The 26,901-nt window shown below is 62.4% G+C and carries 21 protein-coding genes; 6 read left to right on the top strand and 15 right to left on the bottom strand.

Annotated features, from left to right (window positions below; genetic code table 11):
* The first annotated feature begins 70 nt into the window (after nucleotides 1–70).
* Nucleotides 71–799 (top strand): DUF4184 family protein, encoded by a 729-nt coding sequence (locus HBN54_RS09665; RefSeq protein WP_168672978.1) that lies wholly within the window; start codon nucleotides 71–73, stop codon nucleotides 797–799.
* Between the two features lie 35 nt (nucleotides 800–834).
* On the opposite strand, the gene HBN54_RS09660 is transcribed toward HBN54_RS09665, so the two are convergent.
* The 12 genes from HBN54_RS09660 to HBN54_RS09605 all read right to left on the bottom strand — a co-directional run bounded on the left by HBN54_RS09660 (nucleotide 835) and on the right by HBN54_RS09605 (nucleotide 18,816).
* The gene (locus tag HBN54_RS09660) at nucleotides 835–2,349 is read right to left on the bottom strand and encodes a TlpA family protein disulfide reductase (protein WP_168672977.1); all 1,515 of its coding nucleotides are present in this window, start codon (nucleotides 2,347–2,349) and stop codon (nucleotides 835–837) included.
* A 141-nt stretch (nucleotides 2,350–2,490) separates the two neighbouring features.
* A complete protein-coding gene (locus HBN54_RS09655) occupies nucleotides 2,491–3,147 on the bottom strand; it encodes a hypothetical protein (RefSeq protein WP_168672976.1) in 657 nt (218 codons plus the stop codon).
* 176 nt (nucleotides 3,148–3,323) lie between these two features.
* On the bottom strand, nucleotides 3,324–6,041 hold the full coding sequence (locus HBN54_RS09650) for a PAS domain-containing protein (protein WP_168672975.1): 2,718 nt from the start codon (nucleotides 6,039–6,041) through the stop codon (nucleotides 3,324–3,326).
* Between the two features lie 167 nt (nucleotides 6,042–6,208).
* Entirely contained in the window at nucleotides 6,209–6,796 is a 588-nt protein-coding gene (locus HBN54_RS09645) for a BLUF domain-containing protein (protein ID WP_168672974.1), read from the bottom strand.
* 106 nt (nucleotides 6,797–6,902) lie between these two features.
* Nucleotides 6,903–8,204: an O-antigen ligase family protein gene (locus HBN54_RS09640; RefSeq protein ID WP_168672973.1), complete on the bottom strand. Its 1,302-nt coding sequence runs from the start codon at nucleotides 8,202–8,204 to the stop codon at nucleotides 6,903–6,905.
* Nucleotides 8,205–8,211: 7 nt separating this feature from the next.
* Complete coding sequence (locus HBN54_RS09635; RefSeq protein ID WP_168672972.1) at nucleotides 8,212–9,342, bottom strand: glycosyltransferase family 4 protein; 1,131 nt, start codon at nucleotides 9,340–9,342, stop codon at nucleotides 8,212–8,214.
* Nucleotides 9,343–9,681: 339 nt separating this feature from the next.
* Nucleotides 9,682–10,956 carry an MATE family efflux transporter gene (locus HBN54_RS09630; protein WP_168672971.1) on the bottom strand — a complete coding sequence of 425 codons (1,275 nt, stop codon included), beginning with the start codon at nucleotides 10,954–10,956 and terminating at the stop codon, nucleotides 9,682–9,684.
* Nucleotides 10,953–13,100: a GumC family protein gene (locus tag HBN54_RS09625; RefSeq protein WP_168672970.1), complete on the bottom strand. Its 2,148-nt coding sequence runs from the start codon at nucleotides 13,098–13,100 to the stop codon at nucleotides 10,953–10,955. Before HBN54_RS09625 ends, HBN54_RS09630 begins: the two co-directional genes overlap by 4 nt.
* A 10-nt stretch (nucleotides 13,101–13,110) precedes the next feature.
* Entirely contained in the window at nucleotides 13,111–13,818 is a 708-nt protein-coding gene (locus HBN54_RS09620; protein ID WP_168672969.1) for a polysaccharide biosynthesis/export family protein, read from the bottom strand.
* Nucleotides 13,766–14,350, bottom strand: a complete 585-nt coding sequence (locus HBN54_RS09615; RefSeq protein ID WP_168672968.1) for a response regulator — start codon at nucleotides 14,348–14,350, stop codon at nucleotides 13,766–13,768. The genes HBN54_RS09620 and HBN54_RS09615 overlap by 53 nt, the downstream gene beginning before the upstream one ends.
* A gap of 607 nt (nucleotides 14,351–14,957) precedes the next feature.
* Nucleotides 14,958–16,214, bottom strand: coding sequence for a pyridoxal phosphate-dependent aminotransferase (locus HBN54_RS09610; RefSeq protein ID WP_168672967.1), 1,257 nt, complete (start codon nucleotides 16,212–16,214; stop codon nucleotides 14,958–14,960).
* Nucleotides 16,215–16,443: 229 nt separating this feature from the next.
* A complete protein-coding gene (locus HBN54_RS09605) occupies nucleotides 16,444–18,816 on the bottom strand; it encodes an outer membrane beta-barrel protein (protein WP_168672966.1) in 2,373 nt (790 codons plus the stop codon).
* Nucleotides 18,817–19,117: 301 nt separating this feature from the next.
* On the opposite strand from HBN54_RS09605, the gene tsaE reads away from it, so the two are divergent.
* The 3 genes from tsaE to HBN54_RS09590 all read left to right on the top strand — a co-directional run bounded on the left by tsaE (nucleotide 19,118) and on the right by HBN54_RS09590 (nucleotide 21,546).
* A complete protein-coding gene (tsaE, locus tag HBN54_RS09600) occupies nucleotides 19,118–19,555 on the top strand; it encodes a tRNA (adenosine(37)-N6)-threonylcarbamoyltransferase complex ATPase subunit type 1 TsaE (RefSeq protein WP_168672965.1) in 438 nt (145 codons plus the stop codon).
* 96 nt (nucleotides 19,556–19,651) lie between these two features.
* The gene (locus tag HBN54_RS09595) at nucleotides 19,652–20,878 is read left to right on the top strand and encodes an alanine dehydrogenase (RefSeq protein WP_168672964.1); all 1,227 of its coding nucleotides are present in this window, start codon (nucleotides 19,652–19,654) and stop codon (nucleotides 20,876–20,878) included.
* Between the two features lie 11 nt (nucleotides 20,879–20,889).
* Nucleotides 20,890–21,546, top strand: a complete 657-nt coding sequence (locus HBN54_RS09590; protein ID WP_168672963.1) for a hypothetical protein — start codon at nucleotides 20,890–20,892, stop codon at nucleotides 21,544–21,546.
* 6 nt (nucleotides 21,547–21,552) lie between these two features.
* Here the strand turns inward: HBN54_RS09590 and HBN54_RS09585 are convergent, their stop codons facing one another.
* From HBN54_RS09585 to HBN54_RS09575, 3 genes are all read right to left on the bottom strand, one after another.
* A complete protein-coding gene (locus HBN54_RS09585) occupies nucleotides 21,553–22,245 on the bottom strand; it encodes a RibD family protein (RefSeq protein WP_168672962.1) in 693 nt (230 codons plus the stop codon).
* A 99-nt stretch (nucleotides 22,246–22,344) separates the two neighbouring features.
* Complete coding sequence (locus HBN54_RS09580; RefSeq protein ID WP_168672961.1) at nucleotides 22,345–24,012, bottom strand: formate--tetrahydrofolate ligase; 1,668 nt, start codon at nucleotides 24,010–24,012, stop codon at nucleotides 22,345–22,347.
* A 113-nt stretch (nucleotides 24,013–24,125) separates the two neighbouring features.
* Nucleotides 24,126–25,049, bottom strand: a complete 924-nt coding sequence (locus HBN54_RS09575) for a flavin reductase family protein (RefSeq protein ID WP_168672960.1) — start codon at nucleotides 25,047–25,049, stop codon at nucleotides 24,126–24,128.
* A 278-nt stretch (nucleotides 25,050–25,327) separates the two neighbouring features.
* Here HBN54_RS09575 and HBN54_RS09570 point away from each other — a divergent pair, with 278 nt between their 5' ends.
* Nucleotides 25,328–26,284 (top strand): M28 family peptidase, encoded by a 957-nt coding sequence (locus HBN54_RS09570; protein ID WP_168672959.1) that lies wholly within the window; start codon nucleotides 25,328–25,330, stop codon nucleotides 26,282–26,284.
* Between the two features lie 89 nt (nucleotides 26,285–26,373).
* A complete protein-coding gene (locus tag HBN54_RS09565; protein ID WP_168672958.1) occupies nucleotides 26,374–26,796 on the top strand; it encodes an IS1/IS1595 family N-terminal zinc-binding domain-containing protein in 423 nt (140 codons plus the stop codon).
* Nucleotides 26,797–26,901: the final 105 nt, after the last annotated feature.

Here is a 26,901-nt window from a genome sequence, read left to right as displayed (position 1 = left end):
CGGGCCCCCCGCTTGTACTTCAGCTGTGCGCTGAAGGGTTGTTCTTTGCCGTTCCGTTTTTTTCCTGCCGATGCCTTTTACCCTGTTTCACGTTGCGGCGGTGCTACCGCTGCTGCGCCACCACAAAACCCGGCTATCGGCTACGGGACTGATTATCGGCAGCATTGCCCCCGATTTTGAGAAGTTTCTGCGGCTGGGACTGCACAACGGGCACAGCCATACCTGGGCCAGTATTCTGTATTTCAGCTGCCCCATTTCGCTGGGGCTGGCGTTTCTGTTTCATGGCGTGGTGCGCGACCCGCTGATTGCGCACCTGCCCCGATTCCTGCGGCAGCGGCTGGCGCGGTTTCAGCACGGAGATTGGGGGCGCTACTTCCGCCGGCACTACGCGGTGGTGCTGCTGAGCATTATCATCGGGGCGGCCACGCATCTTGTCTGGGACAGCTTCACGCACCGCCGGGGCCAGCTGGTGCCGTACTTGCCGTGGCTGAAAGCGCACCTGCATATCGGGCCGTTTTCGCCGGCGGTGTTCGTGGTGCTCGCGGTGTTGACGTCCACCCTCGGGGCCGGGCTGCTGCTGCGGTTTGTGTGGCGGCTGCCCCAGCTGGCGGTGGCCACCGTGCCGGCCGGCACCATTGGGCGCTACTGGCTGCTGGCCAGCGGCACGGCCCTGGCGCTGCTGCTGCTGCGCCTGCTACTGGCCGATTTTGCCCTCGATAATTTCGAGATTGTCGTCACCGCGCTATCGGCGGCCATGACGGGGGTGGTGGTAGCGTCCGGGGCTTCGATGCGGCGGTAGCGTGCGGCACTGCGCAACGCGGCCTGACCCCGCGCTTATTTCTTGCCGGCGGCCAGCTCAATGGCCATCGTATAGGTACTGGCTTTGCCGAACGACTCGCTGATTTCGTCTACGGCGGCGCGGCTGCTCAGGCGCTTGGGTCTGATATTGAGGAAGGTGCCGTCTTCGCCCACCAGTAGGTAGGTGGGCACGTCCTGCAGGGCATAGGCCTGCGCCAGGGCTGAGCGCAGGCCACCGCCAAGGTGCAGCTGCACGCCGGGCAGCTTTTTGGCGGCCACCAGCTGGCGCCAGGCCTGCTCGTTTTCATCCAGCGCAATATTTATAAAGACAATGTTCTTGCCCTCGAACCGGTGCATCAGGTCCTGGGCATAGGCCAGGTCGCGCAGGCAGAGGCCGTTGGTGGTTTTCCAGAAGTTGAGGTACACCAGCTGGCCCACAAAATCGTGCAGGTGCACGGTGTCGCCGGTGGCCGAGGCCAGCGTGAAATCCGGGGCCGGCGCGCCAATGGCGAAGTCCTTGTGCTGGTTGAAATCGGCCAGCAAGCCGGGGTAAAACGGCGTTTTCAGGTCGTAGTTGCGAAAGTCGGCCAGCATGGTGGCGGCCTGCTTCACGTGCCCAAAGCGGAAGGATTCCTGCAGCACCCGGCCCAGAATAACGGCCCGCGACTGGCCGGTAAGCTTCTTGCTGGCCAGCGCGTAGCAGGCGGGGTAGAAGTCGGGGTCGGTGCGCTGGTGGTGGTCCTGGGCCACGGCAAAATGCACGTAGTTGAGCAGGAATTCGTGGTAGAGCTCGCTCTGTGCGGCGTTGGGCTCGTTGAGCAGGCCGGGCTCGCGCAGAAAATTGTAGTAGTTGGGGGCCATTTTCAGGCGGCCTTCGGTGTTCACTACCTGCTCGCGCAGGTCCTGAAACGTCAGCTTGTCGTTGGCGTAGGCGTACACCACTTCGGCGTGGGCATAGTTGTAGAAATCCTGCGTGAACGACTGCTTAGCCGCGTGGTCTTCCAGAAACTCGAACTCGTGCTTGCGGCGATACTCCAGAAAGGACAGGAACGGCGCTTCGTAGAGCTGAATATTGTCGGGTAGTACCTGGAAGCCGTCGTTTTCCACAAACTGGGCATCGGCTTCCACCAGGTAGTTGTTGGCGTTGGCGGCCTGTTGGCGGTGGCGCTGCTCGTCGGTCAGGCTGGCGCCGTTGCGCAGCTTGGTGGCCAGGCCCGTGGGCACGTTGTTGGCTTTAAATTTTAAGGTGCCGGCCATGTCGCTGCCCTTGAAGCGCACGTCCATGTCGGTGCCGGGGTCCAGAAAGAGCGGGGCCACGTCGTCGCCGTACACCAAATCGGCCTTGGTGGGGCCGCTCACGGGCACGGCCAACCGGAACTCGCCCTTGCTGCTCAGGCGAACGCGGAATAGTTTTTCCGCCGGCTCAAGCAGGTTCTCGCGCAGCGACACCACCACCGAATCGGTGGTAGCGCCGCTCACCCGGCCGGTGAGCACGGCCAGGCCGGCTACGGCGTTGCCGGCCTGGCCATAGCTCAGTAGCGGAGCAGTCAACAGGCAAGTAATCAGTGCTAAAAATGTGCGTAAATGTATAAATGCAGCCATGTAAATAGGGTGGTAAAAAGAAAGGGGGTAGTCATAAGGTGGCGGCCCGGCTTCCAATCGGAGGATTATGCGATGCCGCGACAGGTAGCGCTAATGCAGGCCAGCGGCTGAAACCGGGGAAGCGGGGTGCCCGCCGGTGGTCACGACCGGGCCTGCGGCCACCAGCAGCGGCCGCAGGCGGGTAGCCGCCGTGTCGAGCTGCTGCCGAATCTGGGCCAGGGCCATGCGCAGGGCCAGGGCATCGGACAGGCCGGGGGCGCTGCCCTGCGAATAGCCGTAGTACATCGCCACCCGCACCCTGGCCTGCCCGTGGCCTTCGTATTCGCCCAGTACTTTGCCTTGCAGGTCCCGGATTTGCACCCGGGCCGTGAGGGTGGTCTGGTAGGTTTCCAGCGGCAGGCCCACAAGGCTGGGCGTGAGCATGGTAAGCAGCTGAACCACTTGCAGCACACGGCCGGTACGCTTCACCTCAACTTCGGGCACCTGCAGCAGGGCCGAGCCCAGGCTGGTCATGCTGGTTGGCTCCGCCACGTTGCGGTAAATCTCGTTTTGGAACAAGCGCAGCCGGTCATCGTGCGATGTGCTGTCGGCGTTGCTCAGCGCATCCGTTGCCACAACGGGCTCCAGGGGTGGCAGCAGGTGGGTATTGACAGCCGAAGGCAGGTGCTGCAGCACGTGGCCGGGTGCCACACAGGCCACCGCGGCAAAGGCCAGCAAGCTGCAACGAAGAAAAGCTGTGATTTTCATGGCAGGAGATGACAAATTCCAAAGCACCGTGGTAGACCAGTGCCGGGTATTTCCGATGTTAGCAGCTAAAATTCAATGTATTAAGTAGTTAATAATTGGTAGTCAGACAGAAACCAATGGACTGATTTTTAGATAGCTGAAATCTGATTACTGACTACTTAATACCGACTACCTCCTTAGTAGCGCAGCAGCTTCAGGAGCTTGGTGTAGAGCTCGGCTTCTTCGAAGGGCTTGGCCAGGCAGTCGTTCATGCCGGCGGCGCGGTAGCGCTCGTGGTCGGCGTGGAAGGCGTTGGCCGTGAGGGCCAGGATGGGCACGGCGGCCCGCGCCGGCTCGGGATGGGCCCGAATGATGGCCGTGGCGTCCAGGCCGCTCATGCCGGGCATCTGAATGTCCATCAGTACCAGGTCGAAGGGCTCCTGGGCAAACCGGGCCACCCCGCTGGCGCCATCCTCGGCTTCGGTCACCACCACGCCCCATTCCTGCATGGTGCACCGGGCCACGAAGCGGTTGATGTCGTTGTCTTCCACCAGCAGCACCCGCAAGCCGGCCAGCACGCCGGTGTCGAAGGCTTCCGCCAGGCTTTCTGCGGCCGGCACCACGGCCTTGGCCAGCGTGAGGCTGAAGGCGAAGGAGCTGCCCACGCGGGGGGCGCTGGTTACCGTCAGCTCACCGCCCATCTGCTCTACCAGGCCTCGGCTGATGCTCAGGCCCAGGCCCGTGCCCCCAAAATGCCGCGCCGTATCGGCGTAGGCCTGGGTGAAGCTTTCGAAGATGCGTGCCTGCACTTCGGGGAGCATGCCCAGGCCCGTGTCGGTCACGCGAAACCGCACGGTGAGCGTGTCGGCGGTTTCGCCCAGTAGCTCGCTCTGTACTTTCACCCGTCCGCCCGCCGGCGTGAATTTGATGGCGTTGCTCACCAGGTTCAGCATAATCTGGTTCAGGCGGTGGGCATCGGCCTGCACCATGGGGTAGGGGCAGGTGGCGCTCAGCGGCTTCCCCTCGAAGCGCAGGCCCTTTTCCAGGGCCTGCAAGGCCAGCGGCTGTAAGGCATGCGTCACCGAATCACACAGATTAAACGATTCCAGATTCAGCTCCAGCTTGCCGGAGGCGATTTTGGCCATGTCGAGCACATCGTTGAGCACCGCCAGCAGGTGCTGCCCCGAACGGCGGATGATGCGCAGGTACTCCTGCTGCTCGGGGCTGAGGGACGTTTTAGCCAGCAAATTGGCCACGCCCAGCACGCCGTTCATGGGCGTGCGGATTTCGTGACTCATGTTGGCCAGGAAGTTTTCGCGGGCCAGCACGGCGGCCTCGGCGGCTTCCTTGGCCCGCTTTAGCTCCTTGCTGGCCAATACCCGCTCGGTAATATCGTGGCCGTGCGATACAATGTAGGGCTCCTGGCCAGGCTCGCGCACCACATAGTTGTGGTAGTGTAGGTAGCGCAGCTGGTCGCTGCCGCGGGGATGCACCGGTAACACCCCCGCTGCCTCACCGGTGCGGGCAATCTGCTCCAGGTAAAATGAAAAGCCCTCGCGGTCTTCCTCCGTCATGTGCACGGTTACCGACGTGCCGACCATCTTGGCCGCATCTTCGCACAGCAGGCGGGCCAGGGCCGGATTCGCGGTGATGACTGTGCCCTGCATGTCACAGGTGCCGATGAGGGCCTGGCTGTAGTTCATCAGGTCGCGGTACTGCTTTTCGCTGCGCTCCAGGGTTTGCCGGCTATGCTTCAGGGCCGTGATGTCAGTGCTCACGCCCAGTACGTGCACTGTGCCATCGGGCCGGTGCAGGGGGCGCTTCACGGTATAAAACCAGTGGGTGGTGCCATTGAGCAGGGTGTGGGGCTCTTCGACGGCTATTTGCCGGCCCGTGGCCAGCACCTGCGCGTCGGCGGCCGCGTACCCGGCCAGCTCCCGGGCCAGCACGCTATCCGGGGGCACGGCGTCGGGCCTCGCCATGCCGGAGCTGGCCATCAGGCTCTGCATGGCCGGGTTCTGAAAAACCAGTTTCTGCTTCGTATCCCGCACAAAAACCAGGGCGGGAATGGTGTCGAGCACCTGCTGGGTAAACTGCTGATGCTCGGCCAGCTGCCGCCGCACGTTTTCGCGCTCCGAGATGTCGGAAAAATACAGGTTGACGTAGCCTTCCCGCGGAAACGGCATCACGGCCACGCTGTATAGCGACTCGCCCATCGATACTTCGAGCTGCTGGGCCGTGGCCTGCGCCAGGGCGGCGGCGGCGGCGCAGCGCAGCTGCTTCTGCAGCCGCACCTGCTCGGGCCGCGACAGGCGCAGGCCCACGCGCCGGGCGGCCGGGTTGGCATAAAGCTGCTGCTGGTTGGCCCCGATGCGCACAATCGGGCTGGGGTTTTCGTAGAGAATATTGGAAATCGACTGCAGGGCTGCCAGCTGCTGCTGCTGCTCACTCACGTCGCGCAGCGTGAGCAGCCAGGTACCGGCCGGGCCCGCATCAGCCGCCGCCGGCCTTAGCTCACAAGCCAGCACCGCGCCGCCCTTGAGCCGGAGCAATCCCGGCCGGCCCTGGGGCAGCGTGTGCGGCGCGTGCTCGGCCCAGCGCACCAGGTCGGCGGGCGCGGCCACCAGGGGCTGCACCTGGGCCGCCAGGCCGCGCAAGGGCTGGCCGTGCCAGGCGGCCGGCGCATCGGCCAGCCCCAGCAAGCTGAAAAACCGCTGGTTGGCCAGCACAATGGCCCCCGTGGCATCCAGCAGCAGCAGGCCTTCGTGCAGCCGGTTGGCGAGCTGATCCACCAGCTGCTCGCCCTTGCGGGCCTGCGCCAGGGCCGCCGTGAGCTGCTGAATGCGCTGCTCGGCGGCCGCCAGCGCCGTGCGGCAGGATGGGGCCGCAGCCGGGGGGCAAAAGGTAGGTTTCATGGAGCAAAAAGTTGGGTTGGCGAACGCACCTTTAGCCCGGAGTTACCGCCGGTAAGCAGGTGGCCGATGAGGGTGCAAAGGGCTGCCCTGCCCAGGATGAGGCAGGGGAAAAGCATAGGAAAAATTCGTGGATAACGCCGCGGGGCCACTGGCCCGGCGGCCGGCCATCAGCCGATAAACGCCTGGAGCAGCGTCTGTAGGCGGGTATTGACGACGGAGAGCGCGGGCAGCGGATGCTGGGTCCTGATTGCGCCGAGCACCCGCTCCACTTCGGGCGCTTCGGCCAGGTCAAAGTCCATGCTCCATTCGGCAAACTGGCGCCTGGGTAAGAGGCCTTCGCTCACCGTTTCTACCTGCGTGTGCCGGGAGTCGCACTGAATGCGGGCATACAGCTCCCGAATCTCGGCTTCGGGCCCTTCTATCACCTGCACAAAAATGCCCTCGCTGTAGAGCAGCAGCCCCGTAATATTCTTGCGGGAATTGTGGAGGCGGGCCAGCGCGAGCATCTCCCGCAGCTGCGCCTCGCTGGGGCGATAGGTGGCCCGGCTGCGGTACAGGAGCTGGTACACGTTGGTATCCAGCAGCACCACAAGCTGGGCGAAGGTGATGTCGCCCCGTTGGTAGCGTGCCAGCTGCTGCCGCGCGTAGCGGTGCGATGCCGGCGGCGGAATATTGGCCGTGAGGGCTACTATCCAGGCCACCGCGCGGCGGCGCTGGTCGGCGCTATCATCGAAGTCGGAGGGCGAATCAGGCATGCGGAGCAGGGGCAAAGGGGGTGTTTTCGAATGGCAGGAGCGTGGTTTAGGTAATATACTGGTGGAAACAGTAACGGTTGGGCAATTGAGTGCGCCTGGGGTCAGCTCAGGCTACGGCCAGGGCCAGCTCGGGGCGGCGGCGGTGCAGCCAGAGCTGCTCGCCGGGCGAGAGCCGGGCGTGGTAGTGCAGGCTGCCGAAAAAGATGAGGAACTGATAGAACAGGATGCCATAGTTCGTCATGCCAAAAATGCCGAACTCGGTGAAGGAATTGATGAGAATGGGGATGAGCAGGCCCGCCCCCAGCAGCCGCACCTGCGGGTCGGCCTGCCGCACGAAGGCCCGGATGGTGAAGCCCAGCTGGAGCATGGCAATGGTGAAGCCCACCAGCCCCAGGTTCAGCAGCACCTGAATGAAGGTGTTGTGGGCCATCTGGGCGGCGTAGGTGTGCACGCTCTGGAAATACTCGCCGTAGCTGATGCGCATGAAGCCGTAGCCCAGCAGCGGCTCGCGGGGCAGCGCCTCCGTGAGCAGCGCGTGCCAGAAGGGCAGCCGGCCGGTCATGCTCAGCACTTCCTCCAGCCCGCCCTGCTTGATGAAGAGCAGCGGTACCAGGGCCACTACGCCCAGCAGCACGGCCGCATTGGCAGCCCACTTAATACGCGGGTTGCCCGCCTGCCTGATATGGAAAAACAGCACCAGCACAAACCCCACCAGCGACGAGCGCGACCCGGTGAGCACCAGCGCCAGCAGCAGCAGCCCGATTTTAACCACCGTGAGCACCGTGCGGTGGTGGCGCTGCAAGTCAAACATGAGGCAGGCAATGCCCACCACGCACAGCATGCCCAGCTCGTTGGGATTCATAAGGTAGCCGCCCAGGCGGGCCTCCTCGCCGCCGTGGGTGAGGCGGTAAAACACGTCGGGCGCTACCAGCGCACCCACCAGAAACACCAGCAGAATCACGAACACGGCATTGCCCAGCACGTGGTAAAAGCGCACCTGGCTATCCGGGAAAAACTCCTTGAGCAGCAAAAAGCACTTCACGAAGTAGTAGGCAAACACGAGGCTTTCCATGTCCATCATCCACTGCAGAAACGAGTAGCCGGGGTTGCGCGACCAGAGCAGCGAGGCCAGCCCCAGCGCCAGGTAGGCCCCGTAGAGCAGCGGCACCGGGCTGTTGCGCCAGCGAAACGAGTCCACCGCGCCCCGGCGGATTATCAGCGAATACGCGCCGATGACGGCGGCCGTCATGCCCAGGCGGGTCACCAGCTTCAGGATACGGGTGACGCCAATGTCATCGTTCCAGGCAAAAAAGCCGGCGAGCTTGATGAGCACAATCAGGGTGAGCAGCCCGCCCATGGTGCGCAGAAACACCCGGTGCGGCGCGGCGGAAGGTAGAGGTTTGGCCATAAATAAGTTAGGCCGCGAGGGCTTCCTGGTACATTTGTTCGTAGGCGGGCAGCAGGTTGGGCCAGCTGAAGGCGGTGCGCACCATGCGGCGGCAGCGCAGGGCCAGCGCCTCGGTTTCGGCCGGGGCAGCGGCCCATTGGGCGTACAGGCGGTGCAGGGCATCGGTGAGCAGGGCCGGGCTGGCGGTGGCCAACACTTCGCCGCAGCCAAACTCGCGCACGTAGCTGCCCAGGTTGGTGGCCTCGGTCACCACGCACGGTATGCCCAGGGCCACGGCTTCGAGCACGGCGGTGGGCAGGCCCTCGTAGTGGGAGGTGTGAGCAAATACATCGAGCTGGCCCAGCAGGGCAATTTTCTCATCGCCGTAGCGGCTGCCCAGCAGCTGCACCGAGCCTTCCGGGGCTTCGGCGGCCCAGTCGGCCACCAGTTGGCGGTCGGGGCCGTCGCCAATTACCCACAGCTCGGCCTCGGGCACCAGCCGGGCAAATTCGGCGAAGCCGGCCAGCAGGCAGTCCAGGCCCTTGTGGTTGTCATCGAGCCGGCCGCAGAAGCCCACCCGGAAGCGGCCCCGCGCGGCCGGAAACAGGGGCAGCACCGCCTGGGGCGGCTCAAAGCCGTAGGGCATCAGGCTGGTGCGCACGGTGTGGCTCATGTGCTCCACGCCCGTTACCTCGCTCAGGCCCAGGCAGTGGACCCGTGCCGAGTGCCGCAGCAGGTAGCCCTCAAACAAAAATGCGTAGGCCAGCTTGGTGAGCCAGCTTTTGCGCCGGGCCGCCGGGCTGTAGCTGCCGTGCGGCGTGAGCACATACGGGATGTCGAGCGCCGTGAGCCGCCGCGCCAGCGTATAAAACGCCGGAATAAACGCCCCGTGCAAATGCACCACCGCCGAGCCGCGGCTCAGCTCGTCCAGAGCTGCCAGCAGCGCTTTGGCCACCCCAAACGGGTTGCGCTGCGCCGGAAACAGCCGGGTCGCAAACTCGCGGGCCGGGTAGTTTTCGCTGAGGTCGGCGGTGATGCCCCACACGGCCACATCGGCCCCGGCGCGCTGCTGCTGGGTGGCCAGCGCGTGCACCACCTTGTTCACCCCGTTCATGCGTTCGGGGTTGGCTTTGCCGAGGATTAAGTGAATGATTTTCATGGTAGTTACTAAGTGACGAGCAGTAGGCTTGGGTGCGCGCTGTTCGGCGTGGCAATTCGTTTGGCAGTGGCTAAGGCCAACGCGGTGCCAGAACTTGTTAATCGAATTAATGTATTGATATTCAGTAAGTATTGATATAGATTTGATTGAAATAGCTCCACTTTTCAGAGTATCGTCTGAAAAGTGGAGCTATTTCAATCAGCCCCCACAATTGTTGTTTTTCAGGAGCTACGCAAAGCAGATTCACTGAGCCCCGACGGGCGACATATTGTTGGTAAAGGATTGTTAGCCAAGATGTAGATACGCAACGCCTTGCATCTTTACACCCCATACTGCTTATCACCTGACCACCGGCGCGGTGCGGCGCAGGGCCAGCGCCCAGTAGCCGCCCAGCACCAGCTGGGCCAGCAGCCAGCCCAGCACCACGCCGCTGGCCTGGTAGTGCCCCGTGAGCCAGCGCACCGATAGCAGCGAAGCCACGATGCTGAGCACGTAGCCCACGAAATAATGGCGCGAATCGGCCTGCAGGCGGATGGTGAGCCGGAGCGGGTACACCAGCAGAATCACCACGTAGAGCAGACAGCACCAGCGCAGCAAATCAGCGTACTGGCTGCCGCCCGCCGGACCGAAGCGCGCCACCAGCGGCCCGGCCGCCAGGGCCAGCAGCGCCAGTACCGGCACGGCCGCCAGCAGCATCTTGCGGGCCAGCGCCGCCCGCTGCTTGCCAAACAGCTGGGGCGCTTGGTAGAAGCTCTGGCTGAGGCGCGGCAACGCATAATTCTCCACCGCCTGCAGCCCCAGGTTGAAGATGCCCATGGCCGTTTGGGCCAGCCGCAGCACGCCCAGCATGGCCGGCGAGCCCGCCCAGCCCGCAAACACCAGCAGCACGTTGGCCGAGCCCCACTGGAGCAGCGACGTGGGCAGTAGCCAGCGCGCCTGCCGCCAGTGCCGCCGCCCAAAGCGGCGCAGGCCGCGCAGGCTGGGCCACGCGCCCAGCACCCGCCCGCCCAGCAGCAGCGCCGGCACGGTGGTGAGGCCCACGGCCCACATCACCTGGGCCAGCGTGGCCGGTTGGGGGCCGAGCGCCAGGGCCAGCAGCACCAGCAGCTGCCCGCCGGCCGAGAGCACGTCGCTGGCCAGGGCCGCCTGCACTTTGCCATCGGCCAGCAGCAGCTTGCGAAGCGTATCCTGCCCCCCGGTGGCGGCCAGCAGCACCACAAAAGCCGGCAGCACCGCAGCGGCTTGGGGCAGCAGGCGGGCGCCCGCCACCACACCCGCCACCGCCAGCAGGCTAAAAATCAGCTGCAGCGCCAGCAGCAGTTGCTGGTAGGCGGCCCGGCGGGTGGCGGGCAGCGCGCCCACCACCACCTGCATGGGCTGCGTGATAACGGCCCCCTGCACCGCCAGCAGCAGCAGCAGCACCAGCTGCCAGGCGCTGTACTCGCCAAAGGTGGCCAGGCCGCACAGCCTGGCAATGAAGATGTTGGTCAGAAAGCTGGTGGCGCTCACCGTGGCCTGGCCCGCCACCACCCAGTAGCGCGGCGACAGCCGAAGCCGCTCCAGGCGCAGGGCCCGGAGCGGCTTCGGTAGCATCGTGTTCAGGGTTGGGTTCATGCTTGCAGGTCGAGGCCGGCGGGCAGGGGCAGGCCCGTGGGTTCGGCGGCAGCTTGCGGGACGTGGCGGGTCCAGCGGCGCAGGCGGCGGGCCGCGATGCGCAGGAAGCCGGGGTCGTAGCCGTCGCGGTTCAGGCAGAGCTGCACATTGGGCAGCTGGTATTCGGCCACCAGCAGGTCCAGCTCGGCGAGGCGGGCGGTGGGCGTGGTGCGGCTGTCGATGACGAACAGGTTGGCCTGCGCACCGGTCATCACAGCCAGGGCGTGGCTGTCCTGGGCCAGGGTCAGGTTTTGGATAAGCAGCAGCTCATCGGGCTGGGCGTCGGGGTTTGGCGACGTCGCATCGCGCAGCACCAGGGCGCGCACTTTCAGGCCCTGCAAGGCCAACGCCTGCCGCAGGTGCTCAAAGAAAAACGACTGCCCTTCCTTGTTCGAGAAAGCACTCACCACCAGCTTGCTGCCGGGCACGAAGAAGCCCTTGAGCGCCAGCCGCGTGGCCAGCTGCTTGAAGAAGGCCAGCTGGCCTTCCAGGTCTTCGCCCAAATGCGGAATAGTGGCCGCCAGTGGCGTAGAAGCCTCTTTTTGCACCGCGTAAGCATCGCCCGGCGTCGCGCTCACGCCCGCAATCAGGTAGGCCAGCAGCGAGCCCACCAGCAGGCCCAAAAAGCCGGACACCAGCAGCACGAAGCCCCGGTGCGGGGAGGTGGGCTCGGTGGGTACCAGGCCATCGGCAATCACGCGGTGGTAGGAAATGGGCGTGGCCTTGGCAATCTCCGCTTCGGTTTCCTTTTCCCGCAGGAAGGTATACAGCTTCTCATTCAGCTGAAAATCACGCTCCAGAATGGCCAAATCTTTCTCGCGGGTGGGCAGGCCCGTAAACACGCCCTGCGACTGCCGAATGGTGCGGTCGATGTCGCGGGCGCGGATGGTGAGGCTGGTGCGCGTGTTCCGGATGCTTTCCAGCAGGTAGCTGTTGAGGTCGGCCAGCTTCAGGTCCACGGTTTGCACCTGGGCATCTTCGGGCGTGAAGCGCAGCAGCAGGTCGTGCTTTTCCGCCTGCAGGTCCTTGATTTTCTTGATGATATCCGTCGAGAGCAAGTCGTTGAACGTCTCGAAGTTGGGGGCCAGCGCCAGGGCGTGGTCCTTCCCGTTGGTCATGTAGCGGTAGAGGTCGTTGGCGGCGGCCAGGCTCATCTGGATGTTGGCGCGTTGGATTTTCAGCTCCGCAATCTTGCGCAGGTCAGTTTCGGTTTCCTGCTTGATGTTAACGATGCTCTTCTTGTCGCGGTATTGCTCCACGGTGTCTTCCGAGTGCGAGAGTGTGCGGCGCACGGTCTTCAGCTGCTCGGCAATCGACTGCGAGGTGGCATTCACCACCTTGTACTTAGTAGCCAGGTAATCATCCAGATATACGGCCGTGAGGGCGTTTACCAAGTCAGCGGCCTTCTGGGGCACCGGGCTCTGGTAGCTGATGCGCAGCACGGGCACGTTGTGGTCGGTGCTGCTCACGTCGAGCTGGCTGCCGAGGGCCTCAATCAGCTGGCCACGGTCGTGCTGCACCAGGCGGTAGTGGTCGGCGAGGGGCACGTCGGGGCGGTTTTTCAGCTGCTCCTCGTTGCGGGTAATGGTTACTTCCGCGCCGGTTAGCTGCATGGGCTGGCCCAGGCGGCCGCTCACCACTTCGCCCGATGGCGCGGTCAGCGTCAGGGCCCCGGCGGCGTCGATGCGCAGGTCGATGGCCTTCTCGGCCCACTTCGGGTTGCGCAGCGTCAGTGCCACCCGAAAAGGGCTGGCGCGGTACATTTCGGTGGTGCGCAGCTTGCCCACGCGGTAGGTGCTCAGGTCGAAGGCGAAGGACAGGCGGTCCAGCGCACGGCCCAGCAGCAGGGGCGAGCGCACCAGCTCGGCTTCGGCGCTGCTGCGGTCGGTGCCCGAGAAGGCGTCCAGGTTCTTAATCAGGGTCGTGTTCATGGCCCCTTCGTTCACGTCGGCCAGCTTGATTTTGGCCGTGCTTTCGTACATCGGCGTGGCGTAGCGCAGGTATTGCCAGGCGGCGGCCAGGCTCAGGCCCAGGCACACCAGCACCACGGGCAGGCCCCGCCACAAGGGGCGCAGCAGGCGGGAGGTTTGTTTCAATTCGCTCATTGGAAAGGGATTATAAGAAGAAGCGGGTCAGAATGAGAATGGTGCTCACGATGGAGGCAATGCCCAGCACCGACGGCGCTTTGCGGTCGAACTGCTTGCCGTTTTTGGCCGGTACGTACACCACGTCACCGGGCACAATCACTAGGTTGTTGCGCTCGAAGCTGCTGAGCTGGGTCAGGTCTACTTCGGTGGTTTTGGTGCCGGTGGCATCCTGGCGCAGCACTTTCACATGGCGCTTGTCGGCGTAGGCGCCAAAGTCGCCGGCCTTGCCCAGCACCTCCACCAGGGTGTTGCGCTCTTTCTCAAAGCGCTGCTTGCCGGGAATGCCTACTTCGCCCAGCACGGTGGCTTCCATGTTCAGCACTTTCAGGGTCAGCTGCGGGTTCACAATCCACTTGCTCAGTACTTTCTCCAGCATTTCCTCCGCCTCGGGCACCGTAAGGCCCTCCACGTGGTAGGAGCCCACCTTGGGCACGTTCAGGCCGCCGGTGGCGTCCACCAGCAGCCATTTGCCCTCTATTTCGTTCACGCTGTAGTGCCCGTAGATGGAGCCCACGCTCAACTCCTCGTGGTCCCACACGCTGAGGCTGACTTTGTCGTCCTTGCGCAGGTGGTACTGATAGCCCGGGCCCACGTCGAGGGTACTTGGTGCCGGCAGCGCCTTTTTAGTAGTGAACAGGTTTTGGGTGCAGCTGCTCAGCAAGCCAAGTGCGAGCAAGAGAATCAGACCCAGTGGGCCGCGAAGGTGTACTAATTGAATCATGAGGGGTATTGGAAAGGGAAGGCGCACCCACCACGGGTGCCGGCCTGGAAAAGGAGGAAAAGAAGGCCTTAAGCCGCGAGGGCTGAGGTGCCTGGCGCTGGGCCAGCAGCTGGCTCACCGTGCCAATTTTGTCGAGCACCGTGATGAGCCGGGTGGTGAGGTGGTCGTCCTTGACCACGTAGTCGAACGCCCCAAGCTTGAGGGAATCCACGGCTACCTGCACGTGGCGCTGCCCACTCACGAGCACCACGTAGGTATCGGGGTTGAAGCGCTTGATGGCCCGCAGGGCGTCGGTGCCCGACACGCTGCCCATGCTCTGGTCCAGAAAAATAATATCGGGTTCCTCGATGAGCGCATCCAGGCAGGCCCCGCCGCTTTCAAACAGGTGCACGTCGCTATAGCCATGGCTGCGCACCGCATGCTCTATCAAACAGCGGCAATAAGGGTCGTCGTCGACCAGGAATATTTTTTCAGTTTTGTTAAGCATGGTAGTTCGTTTGGCCGGGGCAAGGCCAAGGAAGTGCCAAAACACAAAACAGTTGTTATATAATTGATAATCAGTTTTTTGTTAAAAATTGAAAACCATCCGCACTCTATTTATCAGACGATAATCTGAAAAATAGAGTCGTTGAATTCCCGATTTATTGAGCTGTCGACGTGTATGCGATTCGGACCGGAGCATGCTTAAACCAGCAACAAAAACACCAGCCGCCGAAACCCATGCAGCCCCGCCAGGGCACCTGAAAGGCGTCCCGGCGGGGCTGCATGGGTTTCGGAAGCAGGCAGCTCAAAGCGGCACCGGACTCCTTTTTATATCCCGAACTTTAGAAGCCGTTTGAGTCAATTCTTCTGATTTCAAACGGTGTAGAGACGCATCTTTGCGTCTTGTCGTTGGGCGATTTCCTTCAACGACAAGACGCAAAGATGCGTCTCTACACCGTTCCAGCGGTATTCTTCGCTAACTTAAACTGCTTCTTAGCGGGAAAGGGGCTTCCTTTTGGCAATGACCCAAAAACAGATGGTGCGACGAATTGCCCACCGGGCTTCGTCGCACCACTTCGTGTCAGACTACCGCTCTTTTATCCGGCAATAAGCTATTTCAGCTTATCCAAGGCCGCTTTCAGGCGTGGCAGTGCGGCCGCAATAGACTCCACCGTTTCGGCTCCCACCGAGGCGCGGAACCAGGGCTCGGTGGCCGGCGAGCCGAAGGCGCTGAAGGGCACCAGCGCCAGCTTGGCTTCGGCGATGAGGTAGGAGGTGAGCTCGGCGGTGGTGGTGAGCACGGTGCCGTCGGGGGCGGTGCGGCCCAGCACGTCGATTTTGGCGGTGAGGTAGATGGCCCCGGCTGGTGCCACGGCATCGACGGGGCAGCCCTGGGCTTTCAGCTCCTTCAAGCCGTCGAACAGCGCAGTCAGGGAGCTTTGCAGGCGGCCTTTAATGCTGGTCAGGAACTCATCAACGGCAGCGGTCTGAGGCAGGAATTTACCCATGGCCACCTGTTCGGCTTTGGGGGCCCAAGCCCCAACGTGGCCCAGGATGGACTTCATCTTCTCGATAATGCCGGTCGGCCCGAAGCTGTAGCCCACGCGCACGCCGGTGGCGGCAAAGCACTTCGACGTACCGTCGATGTAGATGACGTAATCGCGCAGCTCGGGGCGCAGGCTTACGGGGTCGTAGTGCTTGGCATCGCCAAAGGTGAGGAGCCAGTAAATCTGGTCGTAGAGGATGTAGAGCGGCTTTTCGTCGGGACCACGGCGCTTGTTTTCGGCAATCACCAGGTCGCATATTTCTTCCAGGCCTTCCTTGGTGAATAAGGTGCCGGTGGGGTTCAGCGGCGAGCACAGGGCCAGCAGCGTGGCACCGGCCACGTGCGGGGCCAGGTCGGCGGCCGTGGGCATGAAGTCGTTTTCGGGCAGCGTGGGTACGGCAACCGGCGTGGCCCCTACAAGGTGGCAGTAGTGGTTGTTGTTCCAGCTGGGCAGCGGGAAAATAGCCTTGTCGCCTTCGTCCAGCAGGGCACGGTAGGTGGCGTAGATGAGCGGGCGCGAGCCGCCGGCAATCAGAATGTCATTGGGGCCGTAGTCCAGGCCCTGGCGGGTTTTCAGGAAGGCCGATACGCTGTCGCGCAGCTCGCCCATGCCGGCGGCGGGCGGGTAGTTGGTCATGCCGGCCTGGTAGGCCGCGACAATGCCAGCCGTAAGACCGGCCGGAATCGGAAAAATCTTGGAGTCAAAATCACCGATAGTCAGGTTGCAGATGTTCGCGCCCTGGCGCACCTGCTCGCTTACCTGGTTGCCAATTCGAATGATTTCGGAGCCGATAAGGCCGGCTGCCATCTTGGATACTTGCATGGGGAAAACGGAGAAATGAATGCCGCTTCGGCCCACGAAGGTAAAAGCCGCCGCGCTTAATAAAAATGAAGAACCTGGAGGGTTGTCATCCTGAGCGTAGCGAAGGACCTTGTCACGCCAGAAAAACTGGCAGTAAGCACGTCCAGCGCAAACGTAATAAGGTCTCCTTCGTCGCTGCTTGATTCGCAGAATGCTCAGAATGACAGCCGTACTTATTTCTCCGCAGGCGCTACTGTCCGGCGGCGCGGCGCAGCTCCTCGTCGGCCCCGGCGGCGCGCTTGCGGGCGGCCGTCACTTTGCTGCTGCCGAAACGGTAGGTGAGGGCCGCCGTAACCACCCGCGAGTCCTGCCGGGTAAAGAAGGTTTCGGTGAAGCCGGCGTAGGTGGAGGTAATGCGCAGGGGCGTGGTATAGAAAATGTCGGCCGCGTTCAGGCGCAGGGTGCCCTGCTTTTTCCAGATGCTTTTTTGCAGCCCCGCCGATACCTGGCCGCGTGGCCGGATAACCTCAAACCCATACACTTCCCGTGACTCGTAGAGCCCGTTCACATCGACCGACCAGCCGCCCGGCATTGTGAAGCTATTGTTGGCGGTGAGGGTGCAGGCCAGCTGGCCCCGGTCGAGGGCGGTGCCGGCCAGGTAGCCCACGTAGCGCGCGTAATAGAAGGTGCCGTTGGCGTAGAGCGTCCACCATTTGCTGAGCTCCAGGGGCGCGGTGAGGGTGAGGCTGTAGTTGTGCAGGGTGCTCAGGTTCACGTTGCGGTTCACCACCAGGCGGCCGCCGTCGGGGGCGGGCAGCACCACGTTCACAATGGGCTGGTCGGTGCGGGCATAGGCCAGGGCGCTGATGAACTTCTGGCGGTAAGTGTGCGTGAGCTCGACCGAATAGCTGGTCTGGGCCACCAAATCGGGGTTGCCGGCGCTATAGGAAGTTGCGTCGAGATAGGCCCGCAATGGGTTCAGCTGCGCGTAGTTGGGACGGTCGATGCGCCGGGCCACGGCCAGGCCCAGCGCGTGCCGGGTGCTGAGCGTGCGCTGTACCGTGGCGCTGGGAAACAGGTTGAGGTAGTGCCGCTCACGGCTGGCTTCGCCCGTAAAATCGGCCTGCGTATTGGTCTGCTCGGCGCGCAGGCCCGCCTGCCAGGTGGTTTGGGCGGCCGCACCCTTCAGGCTCACATACGCGGCATTCACGTTTTCGCGGTACTGAAAGCTGCTCGAAAGGGCCGGGCTAAAAGCGCCGTTGAACCAAAAAACGGCGTCGTTATCGGTCTGTACCCGGGTCACCTTTGCGCCGGTTTCCAGGCGTGTGCGGTGGGGCAGGGGCAGGCTGAAATCAACCTTCGCCGCCCCAATGCTCAGGTTGTTGCGCTGGTCGCCGGTGAGCAGGGTAGAAGGCCGGGCCGGCGCGTCGAAATACGTATTGAGCGCCATCAGGCGGGTGGTGTGGTAGCGGGCGTAGTCGGCGTCGGCGGTGAGGGCGGCGGCCGTGGCCGAGTCGGCGAAGGCGTGGCGCAGGTTGAGGTTGGCGCTGCCGTTGGGCCGGTTGATGTCCTGCGCTACCGCCGCAGAATAGTGGTCGGCCGCTTCGCCGGCCGCGTTGTAGAGCTGGGTCTGATTGGTGGTCGTGTTCGTGGTCTGGCTGGCCAGCGCGGTGACCGAAACGCCGAGCTGCGTGCGTTTGGAAAGCGTCAAATCCAGCCCGACTTTCCCGCTGTGCGAGCGCAGCCACGACAGCTGCTCGTTGGCCTGCACGCTGCTGGCGGCCGGCAGCAGCGCCGTGGCCCCAAACTGCCGGTTGAAATCGACCCGCACAAACCCGTGCCGGTCGGTGTAAGCATAGTTGCCGTACAGGTTCAGGCGTTTGCGCCGGTGATTGAGCCCGAAGCCGCCCACGAATTTGCCGTACTCGCCCCGTCCGTAGCTGGCGTTGGCACTGCCGTTGGTGCCCAGGCGCTGGTCCTTTTTTAGGTGAATGTCAATCACGCCCGCGCCGCCCTGGGCGTCGTACTGCGCCGGTGGGTTGGTAATCAGGTCGATGCTTTGCAGCTGCTCGGCGGGCAGGGCCCTGAGGTAGTCGGCCAGCTCCGTGCCGGTGAGGGGCACGCGCTTGCCATCGATGACCACCAGCAGGCCCAGGCGGCCGCGCAGGGCCAGGATATCATCTCCGGCCAGGGTCACGCCCGGCGCGCGGGTCAGCACCTCCAGCGTGGTGGCCCCGGCCGTGAGCGGGCTGTCGGCCACATTCACCACGGTGCGGTCGGCCAGGTGCTCAAACAGGGGCTTGCGGGCCGTTACGGTCACTTCCTTCAGGGTAGTAGCTTGGCTGGTTGCCAAGCGGATAGCCGGCACGGCCAGGCCGGCCACCGGCAGCGCATACACCGGGCTCCAGTACCAGGCAAACCCCACCTGCGCCACCGAAACCCGGTAGGAGCCACCCGCCGCCGCCTCCAGCTGGAACCGGCCCTGCTCGTCGCTGAGCTCAGATTTTACGGCCACCGAATCGGTGGCGCGGTGCAGGGTTACGGTGGCAAACTCCACGGGCACGCCAGCGGCGCTGCTCACGGTCCCGCTCAGCGTGGAGCGGCTCTGGGCTTGGCCGGCCAAAGGTGCGAAACAACTGATTCCGGCGAGCAGCAACGGGTAAAAACCGGTTGTGCCTCTGCCAGACCAGCGCGGGTAAAAATGGGGCATCGGGTAGCGATTGGGTAGAAATCGGAGGAAGAAGCCGGGAAACAGGAGTCCCCGGCCGGTGGGTGGCCCGCACAAAGCCCGCTTTCCAAAGCCACAGATATAGCCTTTGGAATGAACTGCTTAGCGGCCCCGCCAAAGTGTAAAGGTGTAGTTGAGCCGGCGATATTCCAAAAAAAGCTACCCGTTTCTGCCATTACGGCGGTATTTTCGCCCAATGCATCCCCTTATCCTCACCGTTCCTTCCCTGGCGGACCTGCCCGCTGCCGCCACCCGCCTGCAGGCGGCCATTGCCGAAGCCGGCTGTTCGGTGGTGGCCTTTGAGGGCGAGATGGGGGCCGGCAAAACCACGCTCATCCGGGCGCTGGCCGGTGCGCTGGGCGTGGTTGATGACGTGAGCAGCCCCACGTTTTCCCTCGTAAACGAGTACCGCGATGCCCGCGACACGCCTATTTACCACTTCGACTTCTACCGGATTGACTCCATCGTCGAAGCCGAGCAGATGGGCGCAACGGAGTACCTCGATTCCGGGTATCTTTGTTTGGTAGAATGGCCGGCCCGCGTGGCGGCACTTTTGCCCGTGCCCTACCTCGAAGTGCGCGTGCTGGTATTGCCGGATGAAACCCGGGAGATTGAATTAAAAATTATTAATTAAGAATTAAAAATTGCCCTCGCATATTCCGATATGCCCAGTGATTATTAATTGTTTCAAGATTTTTAATTCGTAATTTATAATTTATAATTTTCTAAAATGCCCGAGCAGCTACCCTCCGGTTTTGAGTCCTTGGCCACCAGCCGCGCCTATTTCACGCAGGAATCGATGCTGGCCGTGGAAACGCGCAAGCGCAAGCTCTTCATCGGGATGCCACGCGAAACCTCGCTCCAGGAAAACCGCCTCGGCCTGACGCCCGAAGCCGTGCAGCACCTCGTTTCGGCCGGCCACGAAGTAGTGATGGAGGCCGGTGCGGGCGAGCCCAGTAAGTACGCCGACCACGATTACTCCGAAGCCGGCGCGCAGATTGCCTACTCCACCGAGGAGGTGTTCAAAGCCGATATTCTGCTGAAAGTAGCCCCGCCCACGCTCGAAGAAATTGAGCTGCTGCATTCCGGCCAAACCCTGATTTCGGCCCTCCAGATGGGCTCCATGACGCAGGAATACATTTCGGCCCTCTCGCGCAAAAAAATCAACGCCATCGGCTTTGAGCTGATGAAAGATCCCAGCGGGGCCCGCCCCGTAGTGCGCGCCATGAGCGAAATCGCGGGCTCAACGGTGATGCTGATTGCGGCCGAATACCTGGCCCGTTCCAACGAGGGCAAGGGCATCATTCTGGGTGGCATCACGGGCGTGCCGCCGTCGCAGGTGGTCATTCTCGGGGCCGGCACGGTGGCCGAGTACGCCGCCCGCGCCGCCACCGGCCTCGGGGCCGAGGTGAAAGTGTTCGACAACCACCTCTACAAGCTGCGCCGCCTCAAGCACAACCTGGGCATGCAGCTCTACACCAGCACGTTGGACACGTTCGCGCTCAGCCAGCAAATTCGCCGGGCCGATGTGGTCATCGGCGCGCTGGCAGTGGAAGACGGCCGCATTCCCTTCATGGTGCCCGAGGAAATGGTGGCCAGCATGGCCTCCGGCTCTGTCATCATCGACGTGAGCATCGACCAGGGCGGCTGCTTCGAAACCAGCGAGATGACCAGCCACAGCAGCCCCATTTTCCGCAAATACGACGTGGTGCACTACTGCGTGCCCAACATCGCCTCCCGCGTGCCCCGCACCGCCACCAACGCGCTGAGCAACATCTTCACGCCCATCCTCCAGGAAATCAGCCAGCACGGCGGCATCAACGAAGTGCTGTTCACCAACGAGCATTTCCGCAGCGGCGTGTATATCTACCGAGGCTCACTGACGAATGCGATGATTGCGAAGAAATTTAATTTGCGGTATAAGGAGTTGGGTTTGTTGATTGCGGTGCGCAATTAATTTGTTGCGGAATGAAAGCTAATAGTAAAGCGCTTTTCCCGCTGATTTTTCTTGGCTTATGTATCTCGCTACTTGGCTGTGGGGAAAGTAAGAAAGACGATTCTAAGCAAGCCCCAGTAGCTTCTGCTGATAGTTTGACGGATTATATCACAGCATTACGTGCAAAAGAAACAGCTTATTCAAAAAGGCAAACTAATGGTTATGGGGAGTTACTTAATAACATCTCCTTCGAAGTTAGAACTGACGATAAAAAGGAATTTGCAAATGGCTTGATTCCTTGGGCCAGTATCGAAAATCCCGAAAGTGAAATCTCAAAACTTGTTGATGCAAACAAAATAGTTATTCCTGAAAAAAAGGTCACAATTGTGATTGATTATCCATTGGCAAAGGAATTTCGATTTGATGCAGAATCAAAAATAGGGTTCACCAGAGCGCAGCTTTTACGAGATATCAGCAGGGCTTACTACAAGATTTACGAGGAGGAAGAGCGTACTGCTACCACTAAAACAATTCCTGCTGAAAAGCGAACCACGACCTATAATAGGAACCATACTAATGGAACCTACGGCATTTGGGGCCATGACATTGCCGATTTAGTTTTAGCAGAAGTTTTGGTTTACAAGGAAAGCGGCGGTAAGATTATTCTGTCGCTGAACATTGAATCTTAAGGCATTCTAAGCCGCCACTTCATACCGCAGCCAAATAACCCCATGCGGCCGCTGCTCCACGCTAATTAATTTCAATTGCGCCGCCGGCCCCGGGTTTTCACCCTGCTCAAAAATGGTGGCCGAAGTGGCCGCCCCATCAATGACGGGGAAATGCAGCAGGCTGAGTTCGTCAATCAGCCCAGCTTTGAGCATTGAGCCGTTGATATGGCCGCCGCCTTCCAGCAGGATAGTTTTGATGGGAAAGAGGCGGCCCAGCTTGTCGAGCACCAGCGTTAAATCAAGCTCTTTCTTGCCGCCGAAGAGGTAGGAAACGCCCTGGTTGCGCAGGTAGGCCAAGTATTCGTCGCTCACCTGCTCGCTGAGGATGGTGATGAGATGGTCGTCGTCGATGGAGCCGGATTTCCAGCCCAGCTTGCCGTGGGCGTCCACGGCGATGGCGAAGGATGTGGCGGTGTAGTCGGCCACGAAATCCAGGCGGTCGAGCGGGTGGCTCACGGGTTGCAGGTTGGGGGCCAGGCCTTTGGTGAAGTCCTTTTCCATGGTCACGCGGCCGCACATCCAGGCATCGGCCTCAAAGGTGGCCGCGGTGGCTTCGTACTCCTTCGTATCGGGCGACTGGCCCCAGCGGCTGAGAATGGTGCGCCCGTCGAGCGAGCTCATCATGTGGCAGATAACGCGGGGTCTGGTGGTTTTGGGCATGGTGGACGGGATGGCGATGGTTGGGGAAATGTCCCGGTTTACGAAAACAGCTGCGCTCCGGCCAATCAGGCCAGCGGCCCTGCCGGCAACCGCTGGGCTCTACGACAACCCCGTAATCACCCCGTTGTCGTCGATTTCCATGCCGGTGGAAGCGGGCACGGGCGGCAGGCCCGGCATGCGCAGCAGCGTGCCGAGGATGGGGATGAGGAAGCCCGCGCCGGCCGCCAGCTCACACTCGCGCACGGTGACGCGGAAGCCTTCGGGCCGGCCGATGAGCTTCTCGTTGTCGGAAAACGATTTTTGGGTTTTGGCCATGCAAATGGGCAGCCCGGCCAGGCCCAGGCGGTCGATGCGGCGCAGGTCGGCTTCGGCCTGGGCCGTGTAGTCGACCCCGACTGCGCCGTACACTTCGCGAGCAATGGTTTCAATTTTGGCTTTCACCGGCTGGTCCCAGGCATAGAGGGGGCGCAGGTGGTTGGTGCCTTGGGCAATGTTGGCCAATACGGCCTCGGCCAAGGCGGTGGCACCGGCACCGCCGTCGGCCCAGCTGGTGCTGAGGACGGCCTCCACACCGAGGGCCTGGCACAGCAGCTGCACCAGGGCCACTTCTTCGGGCGTATCGGTCACGAAGTGGTTGATGGCCACCACGGGCTGGTAGCCGAACTTCTGGGCGTTTTCGATGTGCTTAGCCAGGTTGGCAAAGCCCCGCTCACAGCGGGCCAGGTCGGGGGTGTTGAGCTCGGCCGCGGGGGCACCGCCGTGGTGGCGCAGGGCGCGCACGGTGGCTACCAGCACCACGGCGGCGGGGGCCAGGCCCGCGTAGCCGCACTTGATGTTGAGAAACTTCTCAGCCCCGAGGTCGGCCCCGAAACCGGCTTCCGTCACCACGTAGTCGCCCAGCGAGAGGCCCATGCGGGTGGCCAGCACCGTGTTGGTGCCCTGGGCAATGTTGGCGAAGGGGCCGCCGTGCACCAGGGCGGGAGTTTGCTCCAGGGTTTGCACCAGGTTGGGCTTCAGCGCGTCGCGCAGCAGAATGGCCATGGCGTCCTCGGCCTGCAGCTGGCGGGCGTAAATGGGCTTGTTATCGTAGCTGAACGCCACCAGGATGTTGCCGAGCTTGGCCTTGAGGTCGGGCAGGCTGGTGGCCAGGCACAGGATGGCCATCACCTCTGAGGCGGCCGTGATGTTGAAGCCGTCGGAGCGCATCACCCCGTTGGCTTTGCCGCCCAGCCCGATGATGATTTGGCGCAGGCTGCGGTCGTTCAGGTCGAGGCAGCGTTTCCAGAGCACGGTGCGCGGGTCGATGTTGAGCGGGTGGTTGGGCGTCTGGATGGCGTTGTCGAGCAGGGCGGCCAGCAGGTTGTTGGCCTTTTCCACGGCGTTGAAGTCGCCGGTGAAGTGCAGGTTGATGTCTGCCATTGGGCTCACCTGCGAGCGGCCGCCGCCGGTAGCCCCGCCCTTGGCCCCGAAAACGGGCCCCAGCGAGGGCTCGCGCAACACCACCACGGCCTTTTTGCCTAGCTTGTGCAGCCCGTCGCCCAGGCCGATGGACACCGTGGTTTTGCCCTCGCCGGCCGGGGTGGGGGTGATGGCCGTGACGAGAATCAACTTGCTGGCGGCCACCTTTGCCGGGTCAATCAGGTGCAGGGGGAGCTTGGCCTTGTGGCGGCCATAGGGCTCCAGGTCGTCCTCGGAAATGCCCAGGCGGGCGGCCACCTCTTTAATGGGCGGTAGGACTACGGATTCGGCAATGGAAATGTCGGACATGCGGCGGGGGTGAGTGTTTTGAGTAGGGCAACAGAAAAGGTCGTCTTTTGTGTAGCCCACCCGAGCATCCATTTTGAGTCAGCTCCCGGATGGCTTCCCAATTGGGGCCATTATCAGCTTTTGAGCAACAGTGCTTGCCACGCCTCCACCAGCCGCCCTTCGGCCAGCAGCTGGCGGCCCAGCTGTAGCAGCTGCCGCTCCAGCTCTGGAGCATCGTCGCGGTGCTTGTTGAGCAGGTAGGCCACCATGGGCTCGGTTTTGAATTCCTCGACTTGTTCGGGCGTAGGCAGGGCATTGTGCTCGATGTTGGCGAGGCGGCCCAGTTCGTTGCCGGTGAGCACGTCGGAGGTGCGCAGGTGCTCGGGCAACTGGTCGATGCCGATGCCGATGTGGCGGTTGGGCTTGGGCACCTCGAAAAGGCTGCTGCCGCTGGCCCGGCAGTACCAGTCGCCGCCCAGCCGGGCCACGGCGTCGAGCTTAAACGGGTCGATGCCGTTGGCATCGGGCAGCAGAATATCCTGGCGAAAATGCGCTCGCACCACCCGGCAGATGATGAGGTTGCCGGCCCCGTTATTCTTGCCCAGCTCAATAATCTGCTCCACCACGCACTCGAAGGCGGCCGGCGCTTCGGCCACGCGGGGCGGGCGCACCAACTCCGATGCCAACTCGGTGAGGCCGGCTTTGGTAAATTCATTCACGCCCTTGCCGTACTCGGTGCTGGACAGTGACATCTGCTCCACCAGCGCGAAGTCGCAGATGTTGATGACGACTTCAGCAACCTCGCGCACGTTTTGCAGGGTGTGCTTCTGGCTATTGTCGCGCACGCGGTTGGCGGGCGAAAACACGAGGATGGGCGGGTTGGAGCTGAAGGCGTTGAAAAAGCTGTAGGGGCTCAGGTTCACGCGGCCCTCGGCGTCGATGGTGCTGGCGAAGGCCACCGGGCGCGGGGCCACGGCTCCCACCAGGAAAGGGTGCCACTGGGCGGGGGTGAGGTCGGCGGGGGTGAGGGAGTGGAAAGCGGGCTTGGGCGCGAGCATTAGCGTAGGACGGTGGGTTGAGTGACCAAAGCTACTTAACCCAGGTCGCGAAGTAAAAAACGACAGCCCCGGGCCTATTATAAAGAAGCTGTCTAAAAAGCCGATTCTTTTACGGGTCTGTCATCCTGAGCCTGCGAAGGACCTTCTCATGCTTGGTATTTCGTCGAACAAGTGTCGTTCAGCGGAGATAAGGTCCTTCGCAAGCTCAGGATGACAGATTTCAAGACTTGCTAAACAGCTTCAAAATGCAATGCAACGAGGTTGAGTAGCTTGCTGGCATGAAAACGATTTTACCGACGCTGCTGCTATTGCTATTGCTATTGCTGCCGGGGCGGCCCGCGCTGGCCCAGGTGGTGCCGCCCCGCTCCGTAGCTGCCGCCGACACCGCCCGGCTGCGCCAGCACCTCACGTATCTCACCACTATGCCGCAGCCGCGCAACTACACGCACCCAGCCGTACTCGATTCGGTGGCGGATTACGTGGCAGGACGGCTGCGGGCGGCCGGCGCGCACGAAGTGGGGGAGCAGCCCTACCAGGTGCAGGGCCGCACCTACCGCAACGTGCTGGGCACCTTCGGTCCGGCGGCTGGCCCGCGCCTGGTAATAGGAGCGCACTACGACGTGTGTGGCGAGCAGCCGGGGGCCGACGACAACGGCACCGGCGTGGCGGCCCTGCTGGAGCTGGCCCGCCTGCTGGGCCAGCAGGCCAGCCTGCCGTACCGCATCGAGCTGGTGGCCTACACGCTGGAGGAGCCGCCGTTTTTCCGCACGGCAAACATGGGCAGCTACGTGCACGCGGCTGCCTTGAAAGCGGCCGGAATACCGGTGCGCGGCATGGTGGCGCTCGAAATGCTGGGCTACTACGACGACCGCCGGGGCTCGCAGCACTACCCCATCGGGCCGCTGAAATTCATCTATGGCAGCCGGGGCAACTACGTAACGGTGGCCCAGAAATTTGGCAACGGGCCTTTTGGGCGGCGCTTTGCCCGGCGGTACCGGCAGGTGGCCGGGCTGCCCGTGAAACGCTTCAAGGCCCCGGCCTGGCTGCCGGGCATCGACTTTTCCGACCATCTCAACTATTGGAAGTTTGATTATCCGGCGGTGCTGCTCACGGACACCGCTTTTTACCGCAACCAGAGTTACCACCAAACCACCGACACCCTGGCCCGGCTCGATATGCGCCGGCTGGCCCTGGCCGTGGATGCGCTGCTGGCAACGGTGTTGACGGGCGGCTGAGTATGCAGCGGAGACGATATATTTGCTAAACTGATATATGTTTGGTAAATAACTGTAGCTTTGGGTGTCTCTCCAACTGATTGTGCCCTATGAATGCGCCCACCTGCCCAAAGTGTGATTCGGACGAAGCCACCAAAAGTGGCGTTATCAGCGGACGGCAACGGTTTAAGTGCCGGGCGTGCGGCTACCACTATACGGTGGCTAAGGTGGGCCGCGAGGTAGATAGCTACTACGTCATCAAGGCGTTGCAGCTCTACATCGAGGGCGTGAGCTACCGCGAGATTGAGCGCCTGCTGGGCGTGAGCCACGTGAGCGTGATGAACTGGGTGAAGAAATATGGCGTGAAAGCCCCGCGCCAGCCCGACTATCATCCGACCTATAAAATACTCAACCACAAGGAGCTGGCAGAGTTTTTTCAACAGCCCGGCAACCTGAAAGGGGCTGGTATGATGGTAACGGAGCTGGGCGACAAGTTTATGGTGATTCGTTGGGAACGGTTCCGGGGGAGCTGAGCTATAGCTGCGGGGCGCAACTATAGCCCGCGCGGCGGCATCGGGCCGGGAATGTATAGGTTTGGGGAAACTGATTGGCGACTTCCAATAGGCCGCGCTGGTTTT

The organism is Hymenobacter artigasi (genome assembly GCF_012275535.1).
Lineage (GTDB): Bacteria > Bacteroidota > Bacteroidia > Cytophagales > Hymenobacteraceae > Hymenobacter > Hymenobacter artigasi.
This window is presented reverse-complemented; position numbering and strand designations above follow the sequence as displayed.